Here is a 17,837-nt window from a genome sequence, read left to right on the forward strand (position 1 = left end):
TCCGCGCCCCCCGCGGCGCCGCCGACGCCGCGCGCCGCCCTGCACGCCCGCGCGCCGCACCGCGGCGCATCGTCGCACCCCCGTCGCCATCACGCCCCGCCGCCGAGCACCTGCTCGCCGCGGGGCGTCTCGATTTCCTCCCGCACCCGCGAGGACGAATGCCGCGACCGTCGAGCCGCCGCACGATCCCCCGCACCGCGCTCGCGCGCCTGCCGCGCCGCCCCCGCCGCCGCTTCGGCGCCGCGGAGCCGCCCGCCGAGCTGGCCGTCAAGCGCTCGCTGAAGGCGGCCGCCCTGCGCGACTGCGGGCGCCGCTGCGTGTACTGCGCGACGCCGCTGGAGCGGGAGACCGCGACGCTCGACCACGTCTACCCGCGCGCGCACGGCGGGACCGACGTGCCGGGGAACCTCGTGGCGTCGTGCGTGCGCTGCAACCGGCTCAAGGGGGACCTGCTGCCGCAGGAGTTCTTCCTGCGCTTCCCGTGGGCGGGGCTCAACTTCATGCGCTACGCCCGCGCGGTGCACCGCGCGCTCAAGCGCAACGCGCGGCGGGCCGTCAGCCTCGCCTGCGCGGCCTGACCCTCAGCGCGGCGCGTCCATCGCGCGGATCGCTCGCAGCCTCGGCGCGCGGCTCTTCGGCGAGTCGAGGCTGAACGAGCGCGCGTCGCCCAGCTCGTCCCGCACCCACCGCTCCGTGCGCGCGACCGCCGCCTCCAGCCCGGCGTCGCGTCGCCCGTCGAGCGTCGCCCACGCGATCGTCCCCGCGTCGGCGTCGAACTCCCACAGCCCCGCCAGCCGCCCGCGCTCCAGGATCGCGTGGCTCGGCAGGTCGCTCAGCGCGCCGAGGTCGCGCGTCCTGCCGTCGTCCACGAGCACGGCGCGGGCGCGGTCGGCGTCGTCGACCAGCGTCGCCACCTCGCGCCGCGTCGCCGTGATCGCGTCGAGGCTCGACACGAGCGCGTAGGCCGGCGCCCCCGGCGGCGCGAAGTCGCGCCACGCCGCGAGGTCCTCGGGGAGCAGCAGCCGGTCGCTCCCCGGCTCGGCGGGGCGCAGGTCGAGCGCGGCCACCGACTCCCTGGCGGCCTTCACGCCGAGCCCCGAGAAGAACCGCCACTCGGCCATCGTCGCCGGCCCGACCCAGCGGAAGAAGCGGCGCGCCAGCTCGCGCACCGCGTCGTCGGGGGCGGGGCGCGTCGCCGTGCGCGGGCCGTCGTCCCACCGCACGTAGGCGTAGCGCTGCTGGTCGAGGCGCCCGTTCACCGGGACGCGCCGGATCTCGCCGCGCGCCTGCAGCTGCCCCAGCGCGAGCGGCAGCGTGGTCGAGAGCCCCTTCTTCTTCCCGGCGTCGCCGAGCGAGCGCGCGCGGTCGCCGACCGCGGCGCGGATCGCGTCCGGCTCCAGCGCCGCGCTGCCGGCGAGGGCGCCGAGCACCGCCTCGCACAGCCGCTCGACCTCGTCGCGCGTGACGCCCAGCTTCTCGGCGGTGCGCAGCTCCGGCTCGCGCCACCCGTCGCCGACGGCGAGGGCGAGCGCGAAGTCCTCGCGCGGGACGACGTAGGTGCACCCGCGCGCCGCCGGCAGCTCGTGGATCTCGCGCGCCGCCACCGCGGCGTCGGCGGCGGCGCGCGTGGTGCCGGCGCGCGCGAACAGCGTCAGGTACGGGCCGACGCCGCCCACCGAGCGCGCCCACCCGGAGCGGGCGAGCACCGCGCCGGGTTCGGCGCCGTCGAGCGCGCCGTCGAGTCCCTGCCGCGCCCACCACCAGGCGCGGAGCTTCGCGAGGTCCACCGGCCCGCTACTCCTGGATGGCCGCGGTGGTGGCGCGGTCGGGGCCGAGGAGGCGGCGCGCCTGCGCCTGCAGCGCGTCGAGCTCGCGGCGCAGGACCGTGTAGCGCTCGGTCGCGTCGCGCGGCACGCGCTGGTCGGCCTGCGTCGTCATCGAGTACAGGTAGCCGATGTGCGCCTGGAGCCCGGGGCGGCTGTAGCGGATGGAGGGCGTGATCAGCTTGTCCTCCAGCTCCTGCAGCAGGCGCAGCGAGTCGCGCTGCACCGTGTTGGCCGGCGCGCCGTTGAAGCGGGTGCGGGCCTCGCGCACGCGGGCGGCGAGGCGGTTGGCCTCGCTCACCAGGTCGCGCACCTTGAGGTTGTGGGCGAGCTGCGCGCGCATCACGGCGGGCGTGACGCCGTCGCGCGTCTGCCGAGCGTCGGGGAGCACGACCAGCGGCTGCGACATCGTCCACGGCGCGCCGCTCCCGGCGATCGTGAGGCGCGCGGTGTAGCGCCCCGGCGGCACCGACGGCCCGCCGCGCCCCGGACGCCCGGTGGCGTCGAGCGGGCCGGGGAGCGTGTAGTCCCACACGAAACGGCGGAGCCCCGGGCGCACGTCGAGGCGCGGCGTCCCCGTCCGCTCGACCGCCGGCGCGCGCATGTTCCCCTCGGCGGCCTGCGTGCGCTCGCCCGCGCCGGCGCTGGCGATCGAGCGCAGCACGGTCCCCGTCGAGTCGAGGATGTCGAGCGTCGCCGTCCCCTCGGGCGCGCGCGCGATCCAGTAGTCGACCATCGCCCCGGCGGGCGGGTACTGCGGGTCGGCCGTCGCGGTGCGCTCGGCCTCCAGCCCGCCGAAGCCGGCGCGGTAGCGCATGCGCACCGCCTCGCGCGGGCGGTACAGGTGCGCCGGCGCCGACGCGAGCCGCCCGCGCTGCGCCGAGTCGGCGAGCGCGTGCAGCGGGGTGACGTTGTCGAGGATCCAGAACGAGCGCCCCTGCGTCGAGATCACGACGTCGTGCCGGTGCACCTTCATGTCGGTGATCGGGACGTTGGGCAGGTTCAGCTGGAGCGGCTGCCAGCGGCGCCCGTCGTCGAACGACACGTAGGCGCCGAACTCGGTGCCCGCGTACAGCAGCCCGGCGCGCGCCGGGTCCTCGCGCACCACGCGCGTCGGCTCGTCGGCGCCGATCCCGTTGTCGCCCGTCGTCAGCAGCCGCCACGTGCGGCCGTAGTCGTTGGTGGCGTAGATGTACGGCTTGGCGTCGCCCAGCAGGTAGCGCAGCACCGCGACGTAGGCGGCGCCGCGGCGGTGCGGCGAGGCCTCGATCGTCTGCACGCGCCCGCCCGGCGGCATCGGCGGCGTGACCTTGTTCCAGGTGCGCCCGCCGTCGCGCGTGACGTGCACCGGGCCGTCGTTCGCGCCCGCCCAGATCACCCCGGGCTCGACGCGCGACTCGGTGATCGCGTACAGCGTGCTGTAGTACTCCTCGCCCGTGACGTCGATCGTGATCGGCTCGCCCGAGACCTTCGACTGGTAGGCCGGGTCGTTCGCCGTGAGGTCGGGGGAGATGCGCTCCCAGGTGATCCCCTCGTCGCGCGTGCGGTGCACGTGCTGCGACCCGTAGTAGAGCGTCTTCGGGTCGTGCGGGCTCACCTCCATCGGCGAGACGCGCTGGAAGCGGTAGATCAGGTCCTTGCCGGGGTTGCCGTAGAGCGACTGCGCGCCCACCCACGACTGCCACTCGTTGCCGGTGCGCAGCGACAGGCGGCTGAACTGCCCCTTGCACGACCCGTAGACCGTGTCGGGGTTGGTGCGGTGCGGCATGATCGGGCCGGTCTCGCACCCCGGGCCCTGGCGCCAGCTCTGGATCGGGTCGTCGGGCGACGACGCGGTGGTCGGCAGCGACGGGACGATGAGCGTCGAGTTGTCCTGCTGCGCGCCGTACAGCCGGTACGGGTACTGGTCGTCGAGGTAGACCTGGTAGATCTCGGCGGTCGGCTGGTTGTACTGCGTGCTCCAGGTGCGCCCGCCGTTGAGCGAGACGTTCGCGCCGCCGTCGTTCGCCTGGATCATCACGTTCCCGTCGCGCGGGTTGATCCAGATGTCGTGGTTGTCGCCGTGCGGCGTCGACATGCCGCGGAACGTCTTCCCGCCGTCGGTCGACTTGAAGAAGCCCTCGGCGCCCGCGTACACCACGTCGGCGTTGGTCGGGTCGGCGCCGATGGTCGTGTAGTAGAAGGGGCGCGTGATGAGCGTCGGCTGCCCGTTGACGCGCGTCCACGTGTCGCCGGCGTCGTCGGAGCGCCACAGGCCGGCGCCGCTCGCCGCCTCGAGCAGCGCGTAGACGCGCCGCGGGTCGGCGGCGCTGACCGCGACGTTGCTCTTGCCGAACAGCCCCTTCGGCAGCCCGCCCTCGAGCTTCTTCCAGGTCGTGCCGCCGTCGGTGCTCTTGTAGATGCCGCCCTCGTACGCCCCCGAGATGATCGTCCACGGCTTGCGCTCGGCGCGCCACATGGACGCGTAGAGCGTGTTCGGGTCGTCGGGCTTGAACTCGACGTCCACCGCGCCGGTGCTGTCGGACACGAAGAGCACCTTCTCCCACGTCGCCCCGCCGTCGCGCGTGCGGAACACGCCGCGCTCGGCGTTCGGCTTGAACGCGTTGCCGATCGCGGCGACGAAGGCGGTGTTCGGGTCGCGCGGGTGCACGCGGATCCCGCCCACCTGCCCGCTCTCGCGCAGCCCGACGTTGCGCCACGTCTTCCCCGCGTCGGTGGAGCGGTAGATCCCGCGCCCCGGGGAGACGTTGCTGCGCAGCCCGTCCGAGCCGGTGCCGACCCAGAGGACGTTCGGGTCGGAGGGGGCCACCTCGACGGCGCCGATCGACCCCTCGAGGATCTGCCCGTCGGAGAGGTTGACCCAGTTCTGCCCGGCGTCGGTGGTGCGCCAGATGCCGCCGCCGGTCGCGCCGAAGTAGAAGGTGTGCGGCTCCGACGCCACGCCGGCGACCGCGGTGACGCGGCCGCCGCGCGCGGGGCCGACCATGCGCCAGCGCAGGCCGTCGAACAGCGACGGGTCGACGGCGGGGCGCGCGGCCGACGCGCCCGACTGGGCGCGCGCGGCGGGGCAGGGGACGAGGGCCGCGGCGAGCAGCGCGCCGGCGGCCAGACGGATGCGGATCGGCATGGGGCGGGGGGTGTGGGACGCGGGGATTCTACGCGCCGCGCGGCGGTCGCGCTGCCGGGGACTGGCGCGGTCCCCCTGTGCCACGATATTGCACGCACCCGACGGTCGTGCGACCCGTACTGCTCCCGCCACCATGAGAGAGCCGACGATCCTGCGCGCAGTCCGGACGTTCCTCGTCCCCGCCGTCCTCGCCGCCTCGACCGCCGCGGCGCAGAACGCCCCCGCGGCGGCGGTCCAGCGGTCGGTGCTCCCGAGCGGCCAGCCCGCCCTCTGCCTCGCGGTCGACACGGACCCGGTGCAGGCCGAGCTGTCGGGCGACTGCACGGCCGCGCTCCCGGGCGGAACGCCGACCACCAACTCGGCGGCGGCGCTCGCGAGCACGAACGGCGTCCTGCGCGCCCGCCTCGAGATCGGGCTCGAGGGGGCGACGCCCGGGACCTACGACCTGGCGCCCGGCGCGAGCGTGCAGACGTTCGTCAGCGCGCTGTTCCAGGACCGGATGCTCGTGACGCCGCTCTCGGGCCAGCCCCTCCCCGACCGCGTGCGCCTCTGGCTGGCGATCGACGGCACGATGGAGGAGGCGTTCGGGCTCACGACCGGCAACCTCGGGACGTCGACCGTGTTCGCCGCGACCTGGTTCGCGCCGACCCTGTCGTCGGCCGCGACGTCGCGCGTGATCCTGGGGCTCGACGGCTCGCAGACGGTCGACCGTCCGGGCGCGACCTTCGTCGGGACGCACGCGCCGTCGACCTACACGGGCGGCCGGTCGGCGGTGGTCGACGGGTTCGTCGGGTCGCACGACTTCGCGGTCGGGCCGGACGGCCGCTTCGACTTCGCCGCCTTCTTCGGGCTGGGCGCGGTGATCGCCAACCCCACCGCCCTCCCCGTGCACATCGTCGGCGGGCTCCAGCGCGCGGACTTCTTCGACACGGCGCGCCTGATCGCCGCGCAGGCGTTCGACGCGCGGGGCGCGGACGTGTCGGCGGGCTATCGGTTCACGACCGGGGCCGGGCTCGTGCTCGCGTCGGGCGCGCCGGCCGTGGTGCCGGAGCCGTCGACCGTCGTCCTCCTCGCCACCGGGCTGCTCGCGGTCGCCGGAGTGGCGCGCGCCCGTCGCCGTCCCGCCCGCGCGGGGTGACGCGCGCGGGCGTCGAGCGGTGAGCGTCGAGGGGGGCTCCGCGTGCGGGACGATCTGTCCCCACCGCGAAGCCCCCCTCGACGCTCACCGCTCGACGCTCGACGCTCCTACGGCAGGAACCGGATCGGCGTCCCCACCGGCACCGAGGCGAACAGCTCCTCGATCTCCTGGTTCGTCATCGCGACGCAGCCGTTGGTCCAGTCCCAGGTGCGGTGCGCGGCGCCCACGTTCCCCTGCCCGTTGGGGAGGCCGTGGAGCATGATGTCGCCCCCCGGGTCGACGCCGAGCGCGCGGGCGCGGGCGACGTCGTCGGCGTTCGGATACGAGACGTGCAGCCCGCGGTGGAACTTGCTCTTCGCGTTGCGGGCGTCGATCCGGTACAGCCCCTCGGGGGTGCGGCGGTCGCCCTGCCGCTCCTTGTGCCCCGTCGGGCTGCCGCCGAGGGCGACGTCGTAGGTGCGGATCGGCAGCCCGCCGGCCCAGAAGGTCAGGCGGCGCAAGGCCTTCTCGACGACCAGGCTGTCGGGGGCGACGCCGAGTCCGACGGCGCGCTTCTCGTTCACCAGCGTGGTGGCGGGCGTCCCCTTGGGGGCGACCGTCGGCGTCCCGTTCGGCCGGCCGAGGGGCGGGCGCGGAACGGGCGTGCGGGTCACGGGGCGTGCGGCGATGCCGTCCTCGGCCGAGGCGCGCAGGACGCCGGGTACGGCCAGGGACGCGAGCATCACCGCGGCGACGAGGGAACGGCGCATCGTCGTCGGGTGCAGCGTGGGATGTCGCGCCGGCCGCAGTGCGCGGCCGGCCTCACCAAGGTGACGAACGGATGGTGCGCTGGCAACCGCGGACGCGGGTCTTAATGGACTTCTAACCCGTTGCCCGCGTTGACGATGCGGGCTCTGCCGTTCAGTAGTCCACGGGGCGCAGGTACGCCTCGCCGATCGCCGTCGGGCTCACCATGGCGACGGCGGGGAGGCGGCGCTTCCAGTGCGTCCCCGACAGGCGCTTGCGCACCCGCTCGACCTCGTCGGCCGCGAAGCCGCGCGCGACCAGGGCGTCGGGGGCGTAGCCGTGGAGGAGCCAGTTGAGGATCAGGTCCGCGCGGGCGTAGCTGATCCCGAAGTCCCCCTCGTCCGTCTGCCCCGCGACGAGATCGGCCGACGCCGGCTTGTCGACGATGACCGACGGGACGCCGAGGTGCCGGGCGAGCGCCCAGACCTGCGTCTTGTAGAGGTCGCCGAGCGGGTTCACCGGCGGCGAGTCGTCGGCGTGCCAGGTGAAGTAGCCGAACAGACGCTCGGTCTTGTTCCCCGTGCCCAGCGGCAGCGCCCGGTACTTCGCCGACTGGTCGAACAGGACGATCATCCGCGTGCGGGCCATGACGTTGCCGCGGCGCGCCGGGTCGGCGTCGGGCTCGTGGCCGAGGTAGCCGTCGACCGCCGGGGAGATGTCGATCGTCTGTGCCTCGACCCCGCACGCGTCGATGACGAGCTGGGCGTGGGCGAGCGAGTCGGCGCTGGAGGTCCGGTAGGGCATCCGGACCGCGACCACGTTGGCGGGGCCGAGCGCGCGCGCCGCCAGGAAGGTCGTGACCGCCGAGTCCACGCCGCCCGAGCAGCCGACGACCGCCTTCTGGAAGCCGCGGCGCGCGAACTCGTCGCGGAGGAAGGCGACCAGCCATTCCTCGAGGAGCGCCGTGTCGACGTCGAGCGACGGGGGGAGGCCGTGGTCGGCGAGGGCGACGCGGGTGACCGCGACCGCGGACGCCCCGCCGCGGGTCGGCGTCGCGGTCGCGTCGGCGCGATCGTGCCGTCCGGGGCGCCCCCCCCGCGTCGGTTCGGCACGCGACGCGTCGGCCGGGTCCGGCACGCTCGGGGACGCCTTCGCGCCCGGCGAGCCGACCTCGGGCGTCCCGCGCCCGTCGGGCGCTCCGGCCCCGCGCTCGTCGGCCGCCACCAGCCCGTGCGGCTCGGCGGCCGGCGCGGGCGGGTCGTACGCCAGCGGCGTCGGCGTCTCGCGCCGCACCGCGTCGAGGGTGCGCAGCAGGTGCGGCATCGCCACCCGCAGGTCGTTCAGCAGCGGCGAGTCGGCGCGCGCCCGCGTCAGGTCCGCCAGGTCGACCGTGATCGAGAGGATCGCCTCCTCGAACACCGGCCCGCGCACCCGCACGTCGCCGCGCGGCCCGACCACCGACGAGGAGCCGCCGAAGCTCTTCCCCCCCTCGCTCCCGACCAGGTTGGCCAGCGCGACGAACACCCCGTGCTCCTCGGCGATGTCGCGCACCAGCCGGTCCCACCGCGCCACGCTCGCCGGCCCCGGGACGCCGTCGTCGCGCGGCCAGATCCCGCGCGCTGGCGCGGCCGACGATACGAACACCACGCGCGCGCCGTCGAGCGCCGCGATGGTCCCGGTCAGCGAGTGCCAGGCGTCCTCGCACACCAGGATCGCCGCCCGCCCCCACGGCGCGTCGAACGCCCGCAGCTCCAGCCCGCGCTCGACGAACCGCTCCTCGTCGAACAGCCCGTAGGTGGGGAGGAAGTGCTTGCGGTGGACGTGGCGGATCTTCCACCCGTCGCCGCCGACCGTGACGTAGGCGGCGCTGTTGTACAGCGTGTCGCGCCACACCTCGTAGAAGCCGACCACCACGTCGAGCGGCGGGGCGCCCGCGCCGGCCGCCGCGCGGTACGCGGCGTCGACGTCGCGCGCCACCGTCCCGGCGGTCACCGCCAGCTCGCGCACCCCGCCCTCGACGAAGTAGCCGGTGAGCGCCGTCTCGGGGAGCTGCACGACGTCCGGGCGCGGGTCGAGCGCCGCGCAGTCGGCGAGCAGCGCGCCCAGGCGCGCCAGGTTCGCGGCGTAGTCCCCCTTCACGGGGCGGAACTGGACGACGGCGAGCGTCAGCGGGTGGTGGGCCATGACGGAAACGTGGCCGGAACGCGCGGCGGGGGCAACGCGCGGACTTCGCGTGACTCGGGTCACCGCCGGGCGTCGTGCCCTGGCACGATCCCGGGCTCGCCGCGTACGGCCCGGTGTATCTTGCCGCAGCCGTCCCCCCTCCGCCCGCATGCCCCTCCGCGCCCTCCTCCTGGCGGCCGTCGCCGCCGCGTCGGCCGCCGCCGCGTCGCCCGCCCGCGCCCAACAGCCGGAGCCGTGGCGCATCGTGCCGCTCCCGCAGTCGACCGTCGTCTACGCGCGCGACGGGGCGATGATCGGCGAGTTCGGGCGCGAGGTGCGCACGAGCGTCGCGCTGCGCACGCTGCCGCGCTTCGTGCCGGCCGCCTTCATCGCGGTCGAGGACAAGCGCTTCTACCAGCACAACGGCGTCGACGTCGTCGGCATCGCCGGCGCGCTCAAGGACGCGGTGCGCGGCGAGGTGCGCGGCGCCAGCACGATCACGCAGCTGCTGGTCGGCAACATGCACCCCGACGTCATCGACCGCCGCGACCGCGGCCCGGGGCGCAAGCTGCGCGAGCAGCAGGCGGCGCTGGAGATGGAGCGCCGCTACTCCAAGGAGCAGATCCTCGAGGCGTTCCTCAACACGATCGCCTTCGGCCACGGCTGGCACGGGATCGACGCCGCCGCGCGCCACTACTTCGGCAAGCCCGCCGCCCGCCTCACCCTCGCCGAGGCGGCGTCGCTGGCGTCGATGCCCAAGAGCCCCGTTCAGTACGACCCGGGCCGCTACCCGGCGCGCAACCGCGAGCGCCGCAACACGGTGCTGGCGTTGATGGCGGAGCAGGGGTTCATCACCGCCGCGCAGGCCGCCGCCGCGCAGCGCGAGCCGGTGCGCACCGTCCCCAACGGCGGGATGGCGGTCGTCGCCCCCTGGTTCGTCGACGTGGTGCGGCTGCAGGCCGAGCGCGCCGGCGTCCCGGTGCGCGAGGGCGGCTACCGCATCCACACGACGCTCGACCCCGCGCTCCAGCAGGCCGCGGTCACCGCGCTGCGCGAGCAGCTCGACGCGCTCGAGCAGCGCCCGGGGTGGCGCCACCCGACCTACGCGAAGTTCCACGCCGACAGCGCGAAGCGCGGGACCGCGCCGCAGTACCTGCAGGGCGCGGTGGTCGCCGTCGACCCGGGGACGGGCGAGGTGCGCGCGCTGGTCGGCGGCCGCGACTTCGCCGACTCGCCGTTCGACCGCGCGGTCAACGGCAACCGGCAGCCGGGCTCCTCGTTCAAGCCGATCGTCTACGCGGCCGCGCTGTCGGCGGGGCTGGCTCCCAACGCGCCGGTGGGCGACACGGCGATCGCCATCCGGATGCCCGAGGGGCGCATCTACGCCCCCGACAACTCCGACGAGAGCTTCCTCGGCATCGTCCCGCTGCGCACCGCGATGGCGCGCTCGCGCAACCCGGTCGCGGTGCAGCTCTGGCAGCAGCTAGGCGGCGACTCGGTGATCGCGCTCGCCCGCCGCATGGGGATCCGCGCCCCCATCGCCCCCTACCCGTCGAGCGCCCTCGGCGCCTCGGTGGTGCAGCCGCTCGACTTCGTCACCGCCTACGCGACCTTCGCCAACCTCGGCGTGTCCGTCGAGCCGCGCCTGGTGGCGCGCGTCGAGGACCGCACCGGCAAGGCGGTCTGGAGCCCGCCCGAGGCGGCGCCCACCCTCGCCCTCGACCCGCGCGTCGCCTTCGTGGTGCGCGACATGATGCGCGACGTCGTCGAGCACGGGACCGCGTCGACGGTCCGCCGCTACGTCCCGGCGCGCATCCCGGTCGCCGGCAAGACGGGGACGACCAACGACAACGCCGACGTCTGGTTCGTGGGGATGACCCCCGACCTGGTCGCCGGCGTCTGGATCGGGTTCGACACGCCGAAGACGATCACCAGCGGGGCCGCCGGCGGCACGCTGGCCGCGCCGATCTGGGGGCAGATGGTCGCGCGCTGGTACGGCAACCGCCCCGCCGGGAACTGGACGCCGCCCGCCGGGCTGGTGTCGGTGCTCCTGGACCGCCAGACGGGGCTCCCCGCCGACTCGACCACGCCCCCCGACCGCCGCTACACGGAGTACTTCCTCGAGGGGACCGAGCCCGGGGCGGCGACCTTCACGCCGTGGTCGCTGTTCCGCGCCGGGCCGGTGCTCGCGCCGCGCTGACCGGTTAGCATTCCGCGGCCATGGACACGCCGCGCCCGCCCGCCGTCGCGATCGCGCTCCCCGACTGGGTCGACGAGGTGGTCGACTGGGAGCGCGCCTACGCCACCGACGAGGACAAGATGCGCCTCGCCATCGCGCTCTCGCGCGAGAACGTGGCGCGCGGCGCCGGCGGCCCGTTCGGCGCCGCGGTGTTCGAGGAGGCGACGGGGCGCGTGGTCGCCGTCGGCGTGAACAGCGTGGTGCGGCTGAACAACTGCACGCTGCACGCGGAGATGATGGCGTTCCAGCTCGCGCAGGCGCGCGTCGGCGCCTTCTCGCTGGCGGGCGAGGGGATGCCCGTCCACACCCTCGCCACCAGCTGCGACCCGTGCGCCATGTGCCTCGGCGCCACGCTCTGGAGCGGCGTGCGCCGCGTGCTCTGCGGCGCCACCCGCGACGACGCGATGCTGCTCCGCTTCGACGAGGGGCCGGTGTTCGCGTCGTCGTGGGCGTACCTCAAGCGCAAGGGGCTCGAGATCCGCCACGGGCTGCTGCGCGACGAGGCGGTCGCCGTGTTCGACCTGTACCGCGCGCTCGGCGGGGCGATCTACAACGGCTGAAACGACCGCGGGCTGCGGGCTGCGGATTCGAACCCGCAGCCCGCAGCGTCCGGCGCGCAGCCCTTTACCGCAGCGCGGCCTCCTCCTCCGCCACCTCCATCTCCGTCTTCGGCGTGTTCACCGGCTTGGCGGCCGGCAGCAGCGCCAGGTCGAACACCTCGTCGAGCGTGTCGACGGTGTGGAAGGTGAGCTGCGAGCGCACCTCCTCCGGGATGTCCTCCATGTCGGCCTCGTTGGCCTTGGGGAGGATGATCGTGGTGATCCCCGCGCGGTGGGCGCCCAGCACCTTCTCCTTGACGCCGCCGATCGGGAGCACGCGCCCGCGCAGCGTCGCCTCGCCCGTCATCGCGACGTCGCGGCGCACCGGGCGCCCGCTCATCGCGCTGACGATCGCCGTGCTCATCGCCGTGCCCGCGCTCGGCCCGTCCTTCGGGATCGCCCCCTGCGGGACGTGCACGTGCACCTCGATGGAGCCCAGCCGGTCCTCGGGGATCTGGAGCGACGAGGCGTGCGTGGTCGCGTACGTCATCGCCGCCCGCGCGCTCTCCTTCATCACGTCGCCGAGCTGGCCGGTGAGGATCAGCGACACGTTGCCGTAGCCGCTGACCTGCATCTGGTCGTCGGCCGAGTCGTTGGAGCGGCGCGCGCCCGTGAGGCGCCGGATCGCCGCCTCGATGAACATGATGTCGCCGCCCATCGGCGTGTAGTACATGCCGGTGGCCACGCCCACCTCGTTGCGCTCCCCGACCTTCTCGGGGTGCACGCGCGGGCGCCCGAGCAGCTCGCGCACCTCGGCGGCGTCGATCGTGTTGTCGGCCAGCACCTCCAGGTCGCCGCCGGCGACGCGGCGCGCCACCTTGCGCGCCACCGCGCCCACCTGCCGCTCCAGCTGGCGCACCCCCGCCTCGCGCGTGTACTCGGAGACGATGCGCATCACCGCGTCGTCGGTGAACGCGACGTTCTTGTCCCCCAGCCCGCTCTCCTCCAGCTGGCGCGGGATCAGGTACTTCTTCGCGATCTCCGCCTTCTCGCGCTCGGTGTAGCCGGCGAACTCCACGACCTCCATGCGGTCCATCAGCGGGCCGCTGATGTTCTGCGGGAAGTTCGCGGTGGCGATGAACAGGCACTCGCTCAGGTCGAACGGCACGCCCATGTAGTGGTCGACGAACGCGTTGTTCTGCGCCGGGTCGAGCACCTCGAGCAGCGCGGCCGCCGGGTCGCCCTGGAAGCCGTGCCCCAGCTTGTCCACCTCGTCCAGCAGGAACACCGGGTTCTTGCTGCCCGCCTGCTTCATCCCCTGGATGATGCGCCCCGGCAGCGCGCCGACGTAGGTGCGCCGGTGGCCGCGGATGTCGGCCTCGTCGCGCGCGCCGCCGAGCGCCACGCGCACGTACTCGCGCCCGAGCGCCTTGGCGATCGACTTGGCGATCGACGTCTTGCCCACGCCCGGCGGGCCGGTGAAGAGCAGGATCGGGCCGCGCGCCATCGCCCGCGCCTTCGCCTCCTTGGCGTCGGTGATCTGCCGCTCGGCGTCGTTGGTGCTCGTCTGCAGCGTCGGCGTCGCGTCGTCGCCGTCGGGCATCAGCTTGGCCGCCGGCACCTCGCCCGTCTTCTCGACCTCCTCGGCCACCTGGCGCGCGCGCAGCTCGCGCACCGCCAGGAACTCCAGGATGCGGTCCTTCACGTCCTGCAGCCCGTAGTGGTCCTCCTCGAGGATCGCGCTGGCGCGGTTGAGGTCGAGCTGGTCGTCGGAGCGCGTGTTCCACGGCAGCTCGGCGATCCACTCGAGGTACGTGCGGATGACCTGCGCCTCCATCGACTCGCGCCCGGCGCGCTCGAGGCGGCCCAGCTCGCGCTCGACCTCCTGCCGCGCCTCCTTCGGGAGCTCGAGCTTGCCGAGCTTCTCGCGCAGCTCCTCCAGCTCCTTGCTCTGGTCGTCGTCGCCCAGCTCCTTCTGGATCGCCTTCATCTGCTCGCGCAGGAACATCTCGCGCTGCCGCTCGCCCAGCTCCTCCTGGACGGCGCTCTTGATGTCCTCCTGCGCCTCGAGCAGCCCGATCTGCCGCTGCACGTGCACCAGCACCCGGCGCAGCCGCTCCTCGACGCTCAGCGTCTCGAGCAGCCCCTGCTTCTCGGGGACGGTCAGCTCGATGTAGCCGGCCACGAGGTCGGCGAACTTGCCGGGCTCGGTGACCGAGTCGAGCACCTGGTGCACGACCTCCTCGGGGAGGCCGCGGCGCTCGCCCAGCTCGGCCGCCCGCTCGCGCGTCTCCTTGTGGAGCGCCTCGAAGGCCGGGTCGCGCTCGTTGAGCGGGAGCATCTCCTCCGCCGGGATCACGACGGCCGTGAGGTGCCCCTCGGTGGTGCTGTACTGGAGGGCGGTGGCGCGCTGCTCGCCCTGGAGCAGCAGCTGCACGCCGCCCAGCCCGCGCTGGATCTGCCCGATGCGGGCGATCACGCCCGTCGAGTACAGGATCTCGGGGGTGGGCTCGTCGGTGTTGTCGCGCTGCGCCACCGCGAAGACGACCCGGTCGCCCTTGAGCGCCGACTCGATCGCGCGCAGCGTCCCCGGGCGCCCGGCCGCGATCGGCTGGGTCACGCCCGGGAAGATGACCGTCCCGCGCAGGGGCAGGACGGGGAGGGTCTGGCGCTGTGCCATGGTGTGCTCGGGGAGTGGGGCGGGGGCGGGCGGTCGACCGCTCGGGTCAACCGGCCGCGCCCCCGCCGCGTTCCGGCATGCGGGGCGGCCCGGGAGAGGTGCCCCCCGGACCGCCCGCCGCCGACTGCTGCCGTCCCGATCTTGCACGAACCGCGCTCCCGGGGCCGGCCATCGCGGCGGGCCGGCGTCCCCCGCCTGCAACTTTTCGCTGCGGCGGTGACGTAGGACCGCGGGTGCCCCTGCCGGATCGGCGGGGCCGGCGTGGCGGCCGAGGGCGACGGTCGTCCCTGGTCCGGACCCCGCCGGGGTGCTACACTAGTTTTGCCCCCCCCGCTGCGGACCCCCGAGTGCCCGAGCCCGTCGTCACCACCTCCGAGAACGAGCTGCGCACCGTCGTCGAGCGGGCGCTCGCGTCGGCCTACGAGCTCGATCGCGAGATCGGGCGCGGGGGGATGGGGATCGTCTACCGCGCCCGGGACCGCCGGCTCAAGCGGCACGTCGCGATCAAGCTGCTCCCCCCGGAGCTGGCCTACCGCTCCGAGATCCGCTCGCGCTTCCTGCGCGAGGCCGAGACCGCGGCGCAGCTGTCGCACCCGCACATCGTCCCGATCTACTCGGTCGACGAGGTGGACGGCCTCGTCTACTTCGTCATGGCGTGCGTCGACGGGGACAACCTCGGGAAGCGCATCCACGACCGCGGGCCGCTCCCGGTCTCCGACGTCCGCCGGATCCTCGCCGAGGTGGCCGACGCGCTGGCCTACGCCCATGCGCGCGGGGTGGTGCACCGCGACATCAAGCCGGACAACATCCTCCTCGACACCGACGAGGACCGGGCGCTCGTCACCGACTTCGGGATCGCCCGCGCCATCATCGAGGGGAGCGACGCGCGGCTGACGGCCACCGGGATGGCCATCGGCACGCCCGCCTTCATGAGCCCCGAGCAGAGCGCCGGCGATCGCGAGATCGACGGCCGCTCCGACCTCTACTCGCTCGGCGTCGTCGCCTACCAGATGCTGGCCGGCGAGCTGCCGTTCCAGGCGACCAGCACGCCGGCGATGCTCGTGAAGCACCTGTCCGAGCGCCCGGTCCCGGTCAACCAGCGCCGCCCCGACTGCCCGCCCGACCTGAACACGATCGTGATGCGCCTGCTCGAGAAGGAGCCGGCGCAGCGCTTCAGCGGGGCCGCGGAGCTGGAGGCGGTGCTGCGCGGCAGCGCGCCCATCGCGCCCGCCAGCTTCGCGACCACGCAGCCGCCGCAGCAGGCGCGACACGCCCCGCTCCCGCCGGGACCGAACACCCCGACCCGGGGCCCCGCCCCGTACGCGCCGGCGCCCACCGCGCCGGCGTCGTTCGGTGGGTTCGGCGACTACGGCGACGCGCGCCCGTACGGCAGCCTCCCCGCGCCGCTCGGCCAGACCGGCGACGTCGACGCCTTCACGACCACCGCCGAGGAGGAGCGGCGGTGGGACGACCCGCGCGTGGTCGAGTTCCGCCGCAAGCTCGGGTGGTTCGCGATCATCGGGTCCGTGCTGTTCGTGGTCGGCGTCTTCGGCGACGCCGACTTCTTCGGCGCGCTCGGCCTGTGGGCGGTCTACATCGCCTTCAAGTACGCGAAGCTCTGGTCCAACGGCTTCGACTGGCACGACGTGCTGCGCGAGCCGCGCGAGCGGCTGTTCGCCGACGTCGCCGCCGAGGGGGTCGAGAACGTCCAGGCCTTCTTCGACCGCGACAAGCGCGCGCGGCTACGCGAGCGCGAGCGGCGGCGCCGCAACACCGCCAGCTACCGCGCCCTGCCGCCCGGCGGCGGCCCGGCCGCCGGCTACGGCGACCCCGCCCTCCCCGCGCCGCGCCCGGTCGCCGACCTCGGCGCGCAGGCGGAGGTCGTGCGCCAGGCCGCCGCCGACCGCGACGAAATCCTGCGCCTGCTCGCCACCATGCCCAAGCCCGAGCGGGCGCGCATCCCCGAGGTCGAGCCCTCGGCGCGCGCGCTGGCCGAGAAGGTCGAGGCGCTGGCCGGCATCGTCGCCGACCTCGATCGCTCGGGCGTCGGCGGCGACGTGGGGCAGGTGGAGGCCGAGATCACGCGCCTCGAGGCCGAGGCCAACCCGCTCGACCGCGAGCGCTCCGAGACGCGCGTGAAGCGGCTGGCGGTGCTCAAGCGCCAGCGCCGCGCGCTGACCGACGTCGGGCGCCGGCGCGAGGCCGCCGCGTCCAAGCTCGAGAACTGCCGCCTCGCGCTCCAGAACATGCGCATCGACCTCGTGCGCCTGCGCACCGGCTCGGGCTCGTCGCCGCTGCAGGTGACCTCGGTCGCCGAGCGCGCGATGGCGCTGGCCCGCGAGGTGGACGGCCTGGTCGGCGCCGCCGACGACGTGCTGGGCGCCGGCGGCGCGGGCGCGCGCGAGCCGCAGCCGGGGCGCGGCTGACCGCCGCGCCGGGCGCCGCAGGCATGAGCGATCCGCTGCGGGACCGCGTGGTCGCCGCGATCGGCGACCGCTTCGAGGTCGGGGAGGAGCTGGGGCGCGGCGGCATGTCGGTGGTCTACCGCGCCCGCGAGGTCCGCCTCCGCCGCACGGTCGCGCTCAAGGTGCTCCCCCCCGAGCTGGCGTTCCGCAGCGGGGTGCGCGAGCGCTTCCTGCGCGAGGCGCAGACGTCGGCGCAGCTCCAGCACCCGCACGTCGTGCCGGTGTACGCCGCCGACGAGACGGGGGGCGTGGCCTGGCTGGCGATGGCGCTCGTCGAGGGGGAGACGCTCGGGCAGCGCATGGCGCGCGTCGGGCGCGCGGGGATCGACGAGGCGCGCCGCCTGCTCGCCGAGGTGGCCGACGCGCTGGCGTACGCGCACGCCCACGGCGTCGTGCACCGCGACGTGAAGCCCGACAACATCCTCCTCGACCGCGAGAGCGGACGCGCCGTCGTCACCGACTTCGGGATCGCGCGCGCCGCCGAGGAGGAGCTGCGGCTCACCGTCACCGGCGTCGCCATCGGCTCGCCCGCGTACATGAGCCCCGAGCAGGCGATGGGCGACGCGGGCGTCGACGGGCGCACCGACCAGTACGCGCTCGCCGTCGTCGGCTACCAGCTGCTCACCGGGCAGCTCCCGTTCGACGCCGCGTCGGCGACGGCGATGCTCATCAAGCACGTCGGCGAGACGCCGCGCCCGATCGCCGAGCTGCGCCCCGAGGTGCCGGCGGCGCTGGCGCAGGCGCTGGAGCGCGCGCTGGCCAAGAAGCCCGCCGACCGCTGGCCCGACGCGGCGACCTTCCGCCGCGTGCTGCTCGACCCGCGCGCGGGCGAGGCGATGGGCGTCCCCGCTGCGGCGTCCCCCGCGCCCGCGACGCCGCCGCCCCCGCCCGCGCCGCCCGCCGACGCCAAGTCGGATCGTAGCCATGTCGTTCTGTG

10 protein-coding genes and 2 pseudogenes are annotated in these 17,837 nt (G+C 75.0%); 6 read left to right on the plus strand and 6 right to left on the minus strand.

Translation table 11 applies throughout. The features are described from left to right. Positions 1–158 precede the first annotated feature (158 nt). On the plus strand, positions 159–578 hold the full coding sequence (locus PYV61_RS07740; RefSeq protein WP_275830032.1) for an HNH endonuclease: 420 nt from the start codon (positions 159–161) through the stop codon (positions 576–578). Positions 579–581: 3 nt separating this feature from the next. Here PYV61_RS07740 and PYV61_RS07745 read toward each other — a convergent pair whose 3' ends face one another. Together PYV61_RS07745 and PYV61_RS07750 are read right to left on the minus strand one after the other, a co-directional pair. Continuing rightward, positions 582–1,787: a crosslink repair DNA glycosylase YcaQ family protein gene (locus PYV61_RS07745; RefSeq protein WP_275830034.1), complete on the minus strand. Its 1,206-nt coding sequence runs from the start codon at positions 1,785–1,787 to the stop codon at positions 582–584. A gap of 7 nt (positions 1,788–1,794) precedes the next feature. Further along, a complete protein-coding gene (locus PYV61_RS07750) occupies positions 1,795–4,950 on the minus strand; it encodes a sialidase family protein (RefSeq protein WP_275830036.1) in 3,156 nt (1,051 codons plus the stop codon). A 133-nt stretch (positions 4,951–5,083) separates the two neighbouring features. On the opposite strand from PYV61_RS07750, the gene PYV61_RS07755 reads away from it, so the two are divergent. Next, the gene (locus tag PYV61_RS07755; protein ID WP_275830038.1) at positions 5,084–6,088 is read left to right on the plus strand and encodes a PEP-CTERM sorting domain-containing protein; all 1,005 of its coding nucleotides are present in this window, start codon (positions 5,084–5,086) and stop codon (positions 6,086–6,088) included. Positions 6,089–6,195: 107 nt separating this feature from the next. Here the strand turns inward: PYV61_RS07755 and PYV61_RS07760 are convergent, their stop codons facing one another. The 3 genes and pseudogenes from PYV61_RS07760 to PYV61_RS26610 all read right to left on the minus strand — a co-directional run. Then, on the minus strand, positions 6,196–6,837 hold the full coding sequence (locus PYV61_RS07760; protein WP_275830040.1) for a L,D-transpeptidase family protein: 642 nt from the start codon (positions 6,835–6,837) through the stop codon (positions 6,196–6,198). Between the two features lie 151 nt (positions 6,838–6,988). Continuing rightward, positions 6,989–7,792 (minus strand): annotated as a pseudogene (locus tag PYV61_RS26605) (NAD+ synthase); the annotation flags it as partial. Between the two features lie 393 nt (positions 7,793–8,185). Next, positions 8,186–9,241, minus strand: a pseudogene (locus PYV61_RS26610) (nitrilase-related carbon-nitrogen hydrolase); the annotation flags it as partial. Here PYV61_RS26610 and PYV61_RS07770 point away from each other — a divergent pair. Both PYV61_RS07770 and PYV61_RS07775 read left to right on the plus strand, forming a co-directional pair. Further along, complete coding sequence (locus tag PYV61_RS07770; protein WP_275830044.1) at positions 9,147–11,177, plus strand: PBP1A family penicillin-binding protein; 2,031 nt, start codon at positions 9,147–9,149, stop codon at positions 11,175–11,177. The pseudogene PYV61_RS26610 and the gene PYV61_RS07770 overlap by 95 nt on opposite strands. Before the next feature lie 20 nt (positions 11,178–11,197). Then, positions 11,198–11,776: a nucleoside deaminase gene (locus PYV61_RS07775; RefSeq protein ID WP_275830046.1), complete on the plus strand. Its 579-nt coding sequence runs from the start codon at positions 11,198–11,200 to the stop codon at positions 11,774–11,776. A 64-nt stretch (positions 11,777–11,840) separates the two neighbouring features. On the opposite strand, the gene lon is transcribed toward PYV61_RS07775, so the two are convergent. Further along, a complete protein-coding gene (lon, locus tag PYV61_RS07780; protein WP_275830047.1) occupies positions 11,841–14,435 on the minus strand; it encodes an endopeptidase La in 2,595 nt (864 codons plus the stop codon). A gap of 347 nt (positions 14,436–14,782) precedes the next feature. On the opposite strand from lon, the gene PYV61_RS07785 reads away from it, so the two are divergent. Further along, positions 14,783–16,861: a serine/threonine-protein kinase gene (locus tag PYV61_RS07785; RefSeq protein WP_275830049.1), complete on the plus strand. Its 2,079-nt coding sequence runs from the start codon at positions 14,783–14,785 to the stop codon at positions 16,859–16,861. 23 nt (positions 16,862–16,884) lie between these two features. After that, positions 16,885–17,837: serine/threonine-protein kinase (locus PYV61_RS07790; RefSeq protein WP_275830052.1), on the plus strand; the 953-nt coding region annotated here is incomplete at its 3' end.

This window comes from Roseisolibacter sp. H3M3-2, from assembly GCF_029211165.1.
Classification (GTDB): Bacteria; Gemmatimonadota; Gemmatimonadetes; order Gemmatimonadales; family Gemmatimonadaceae; genus Roseisolibacter.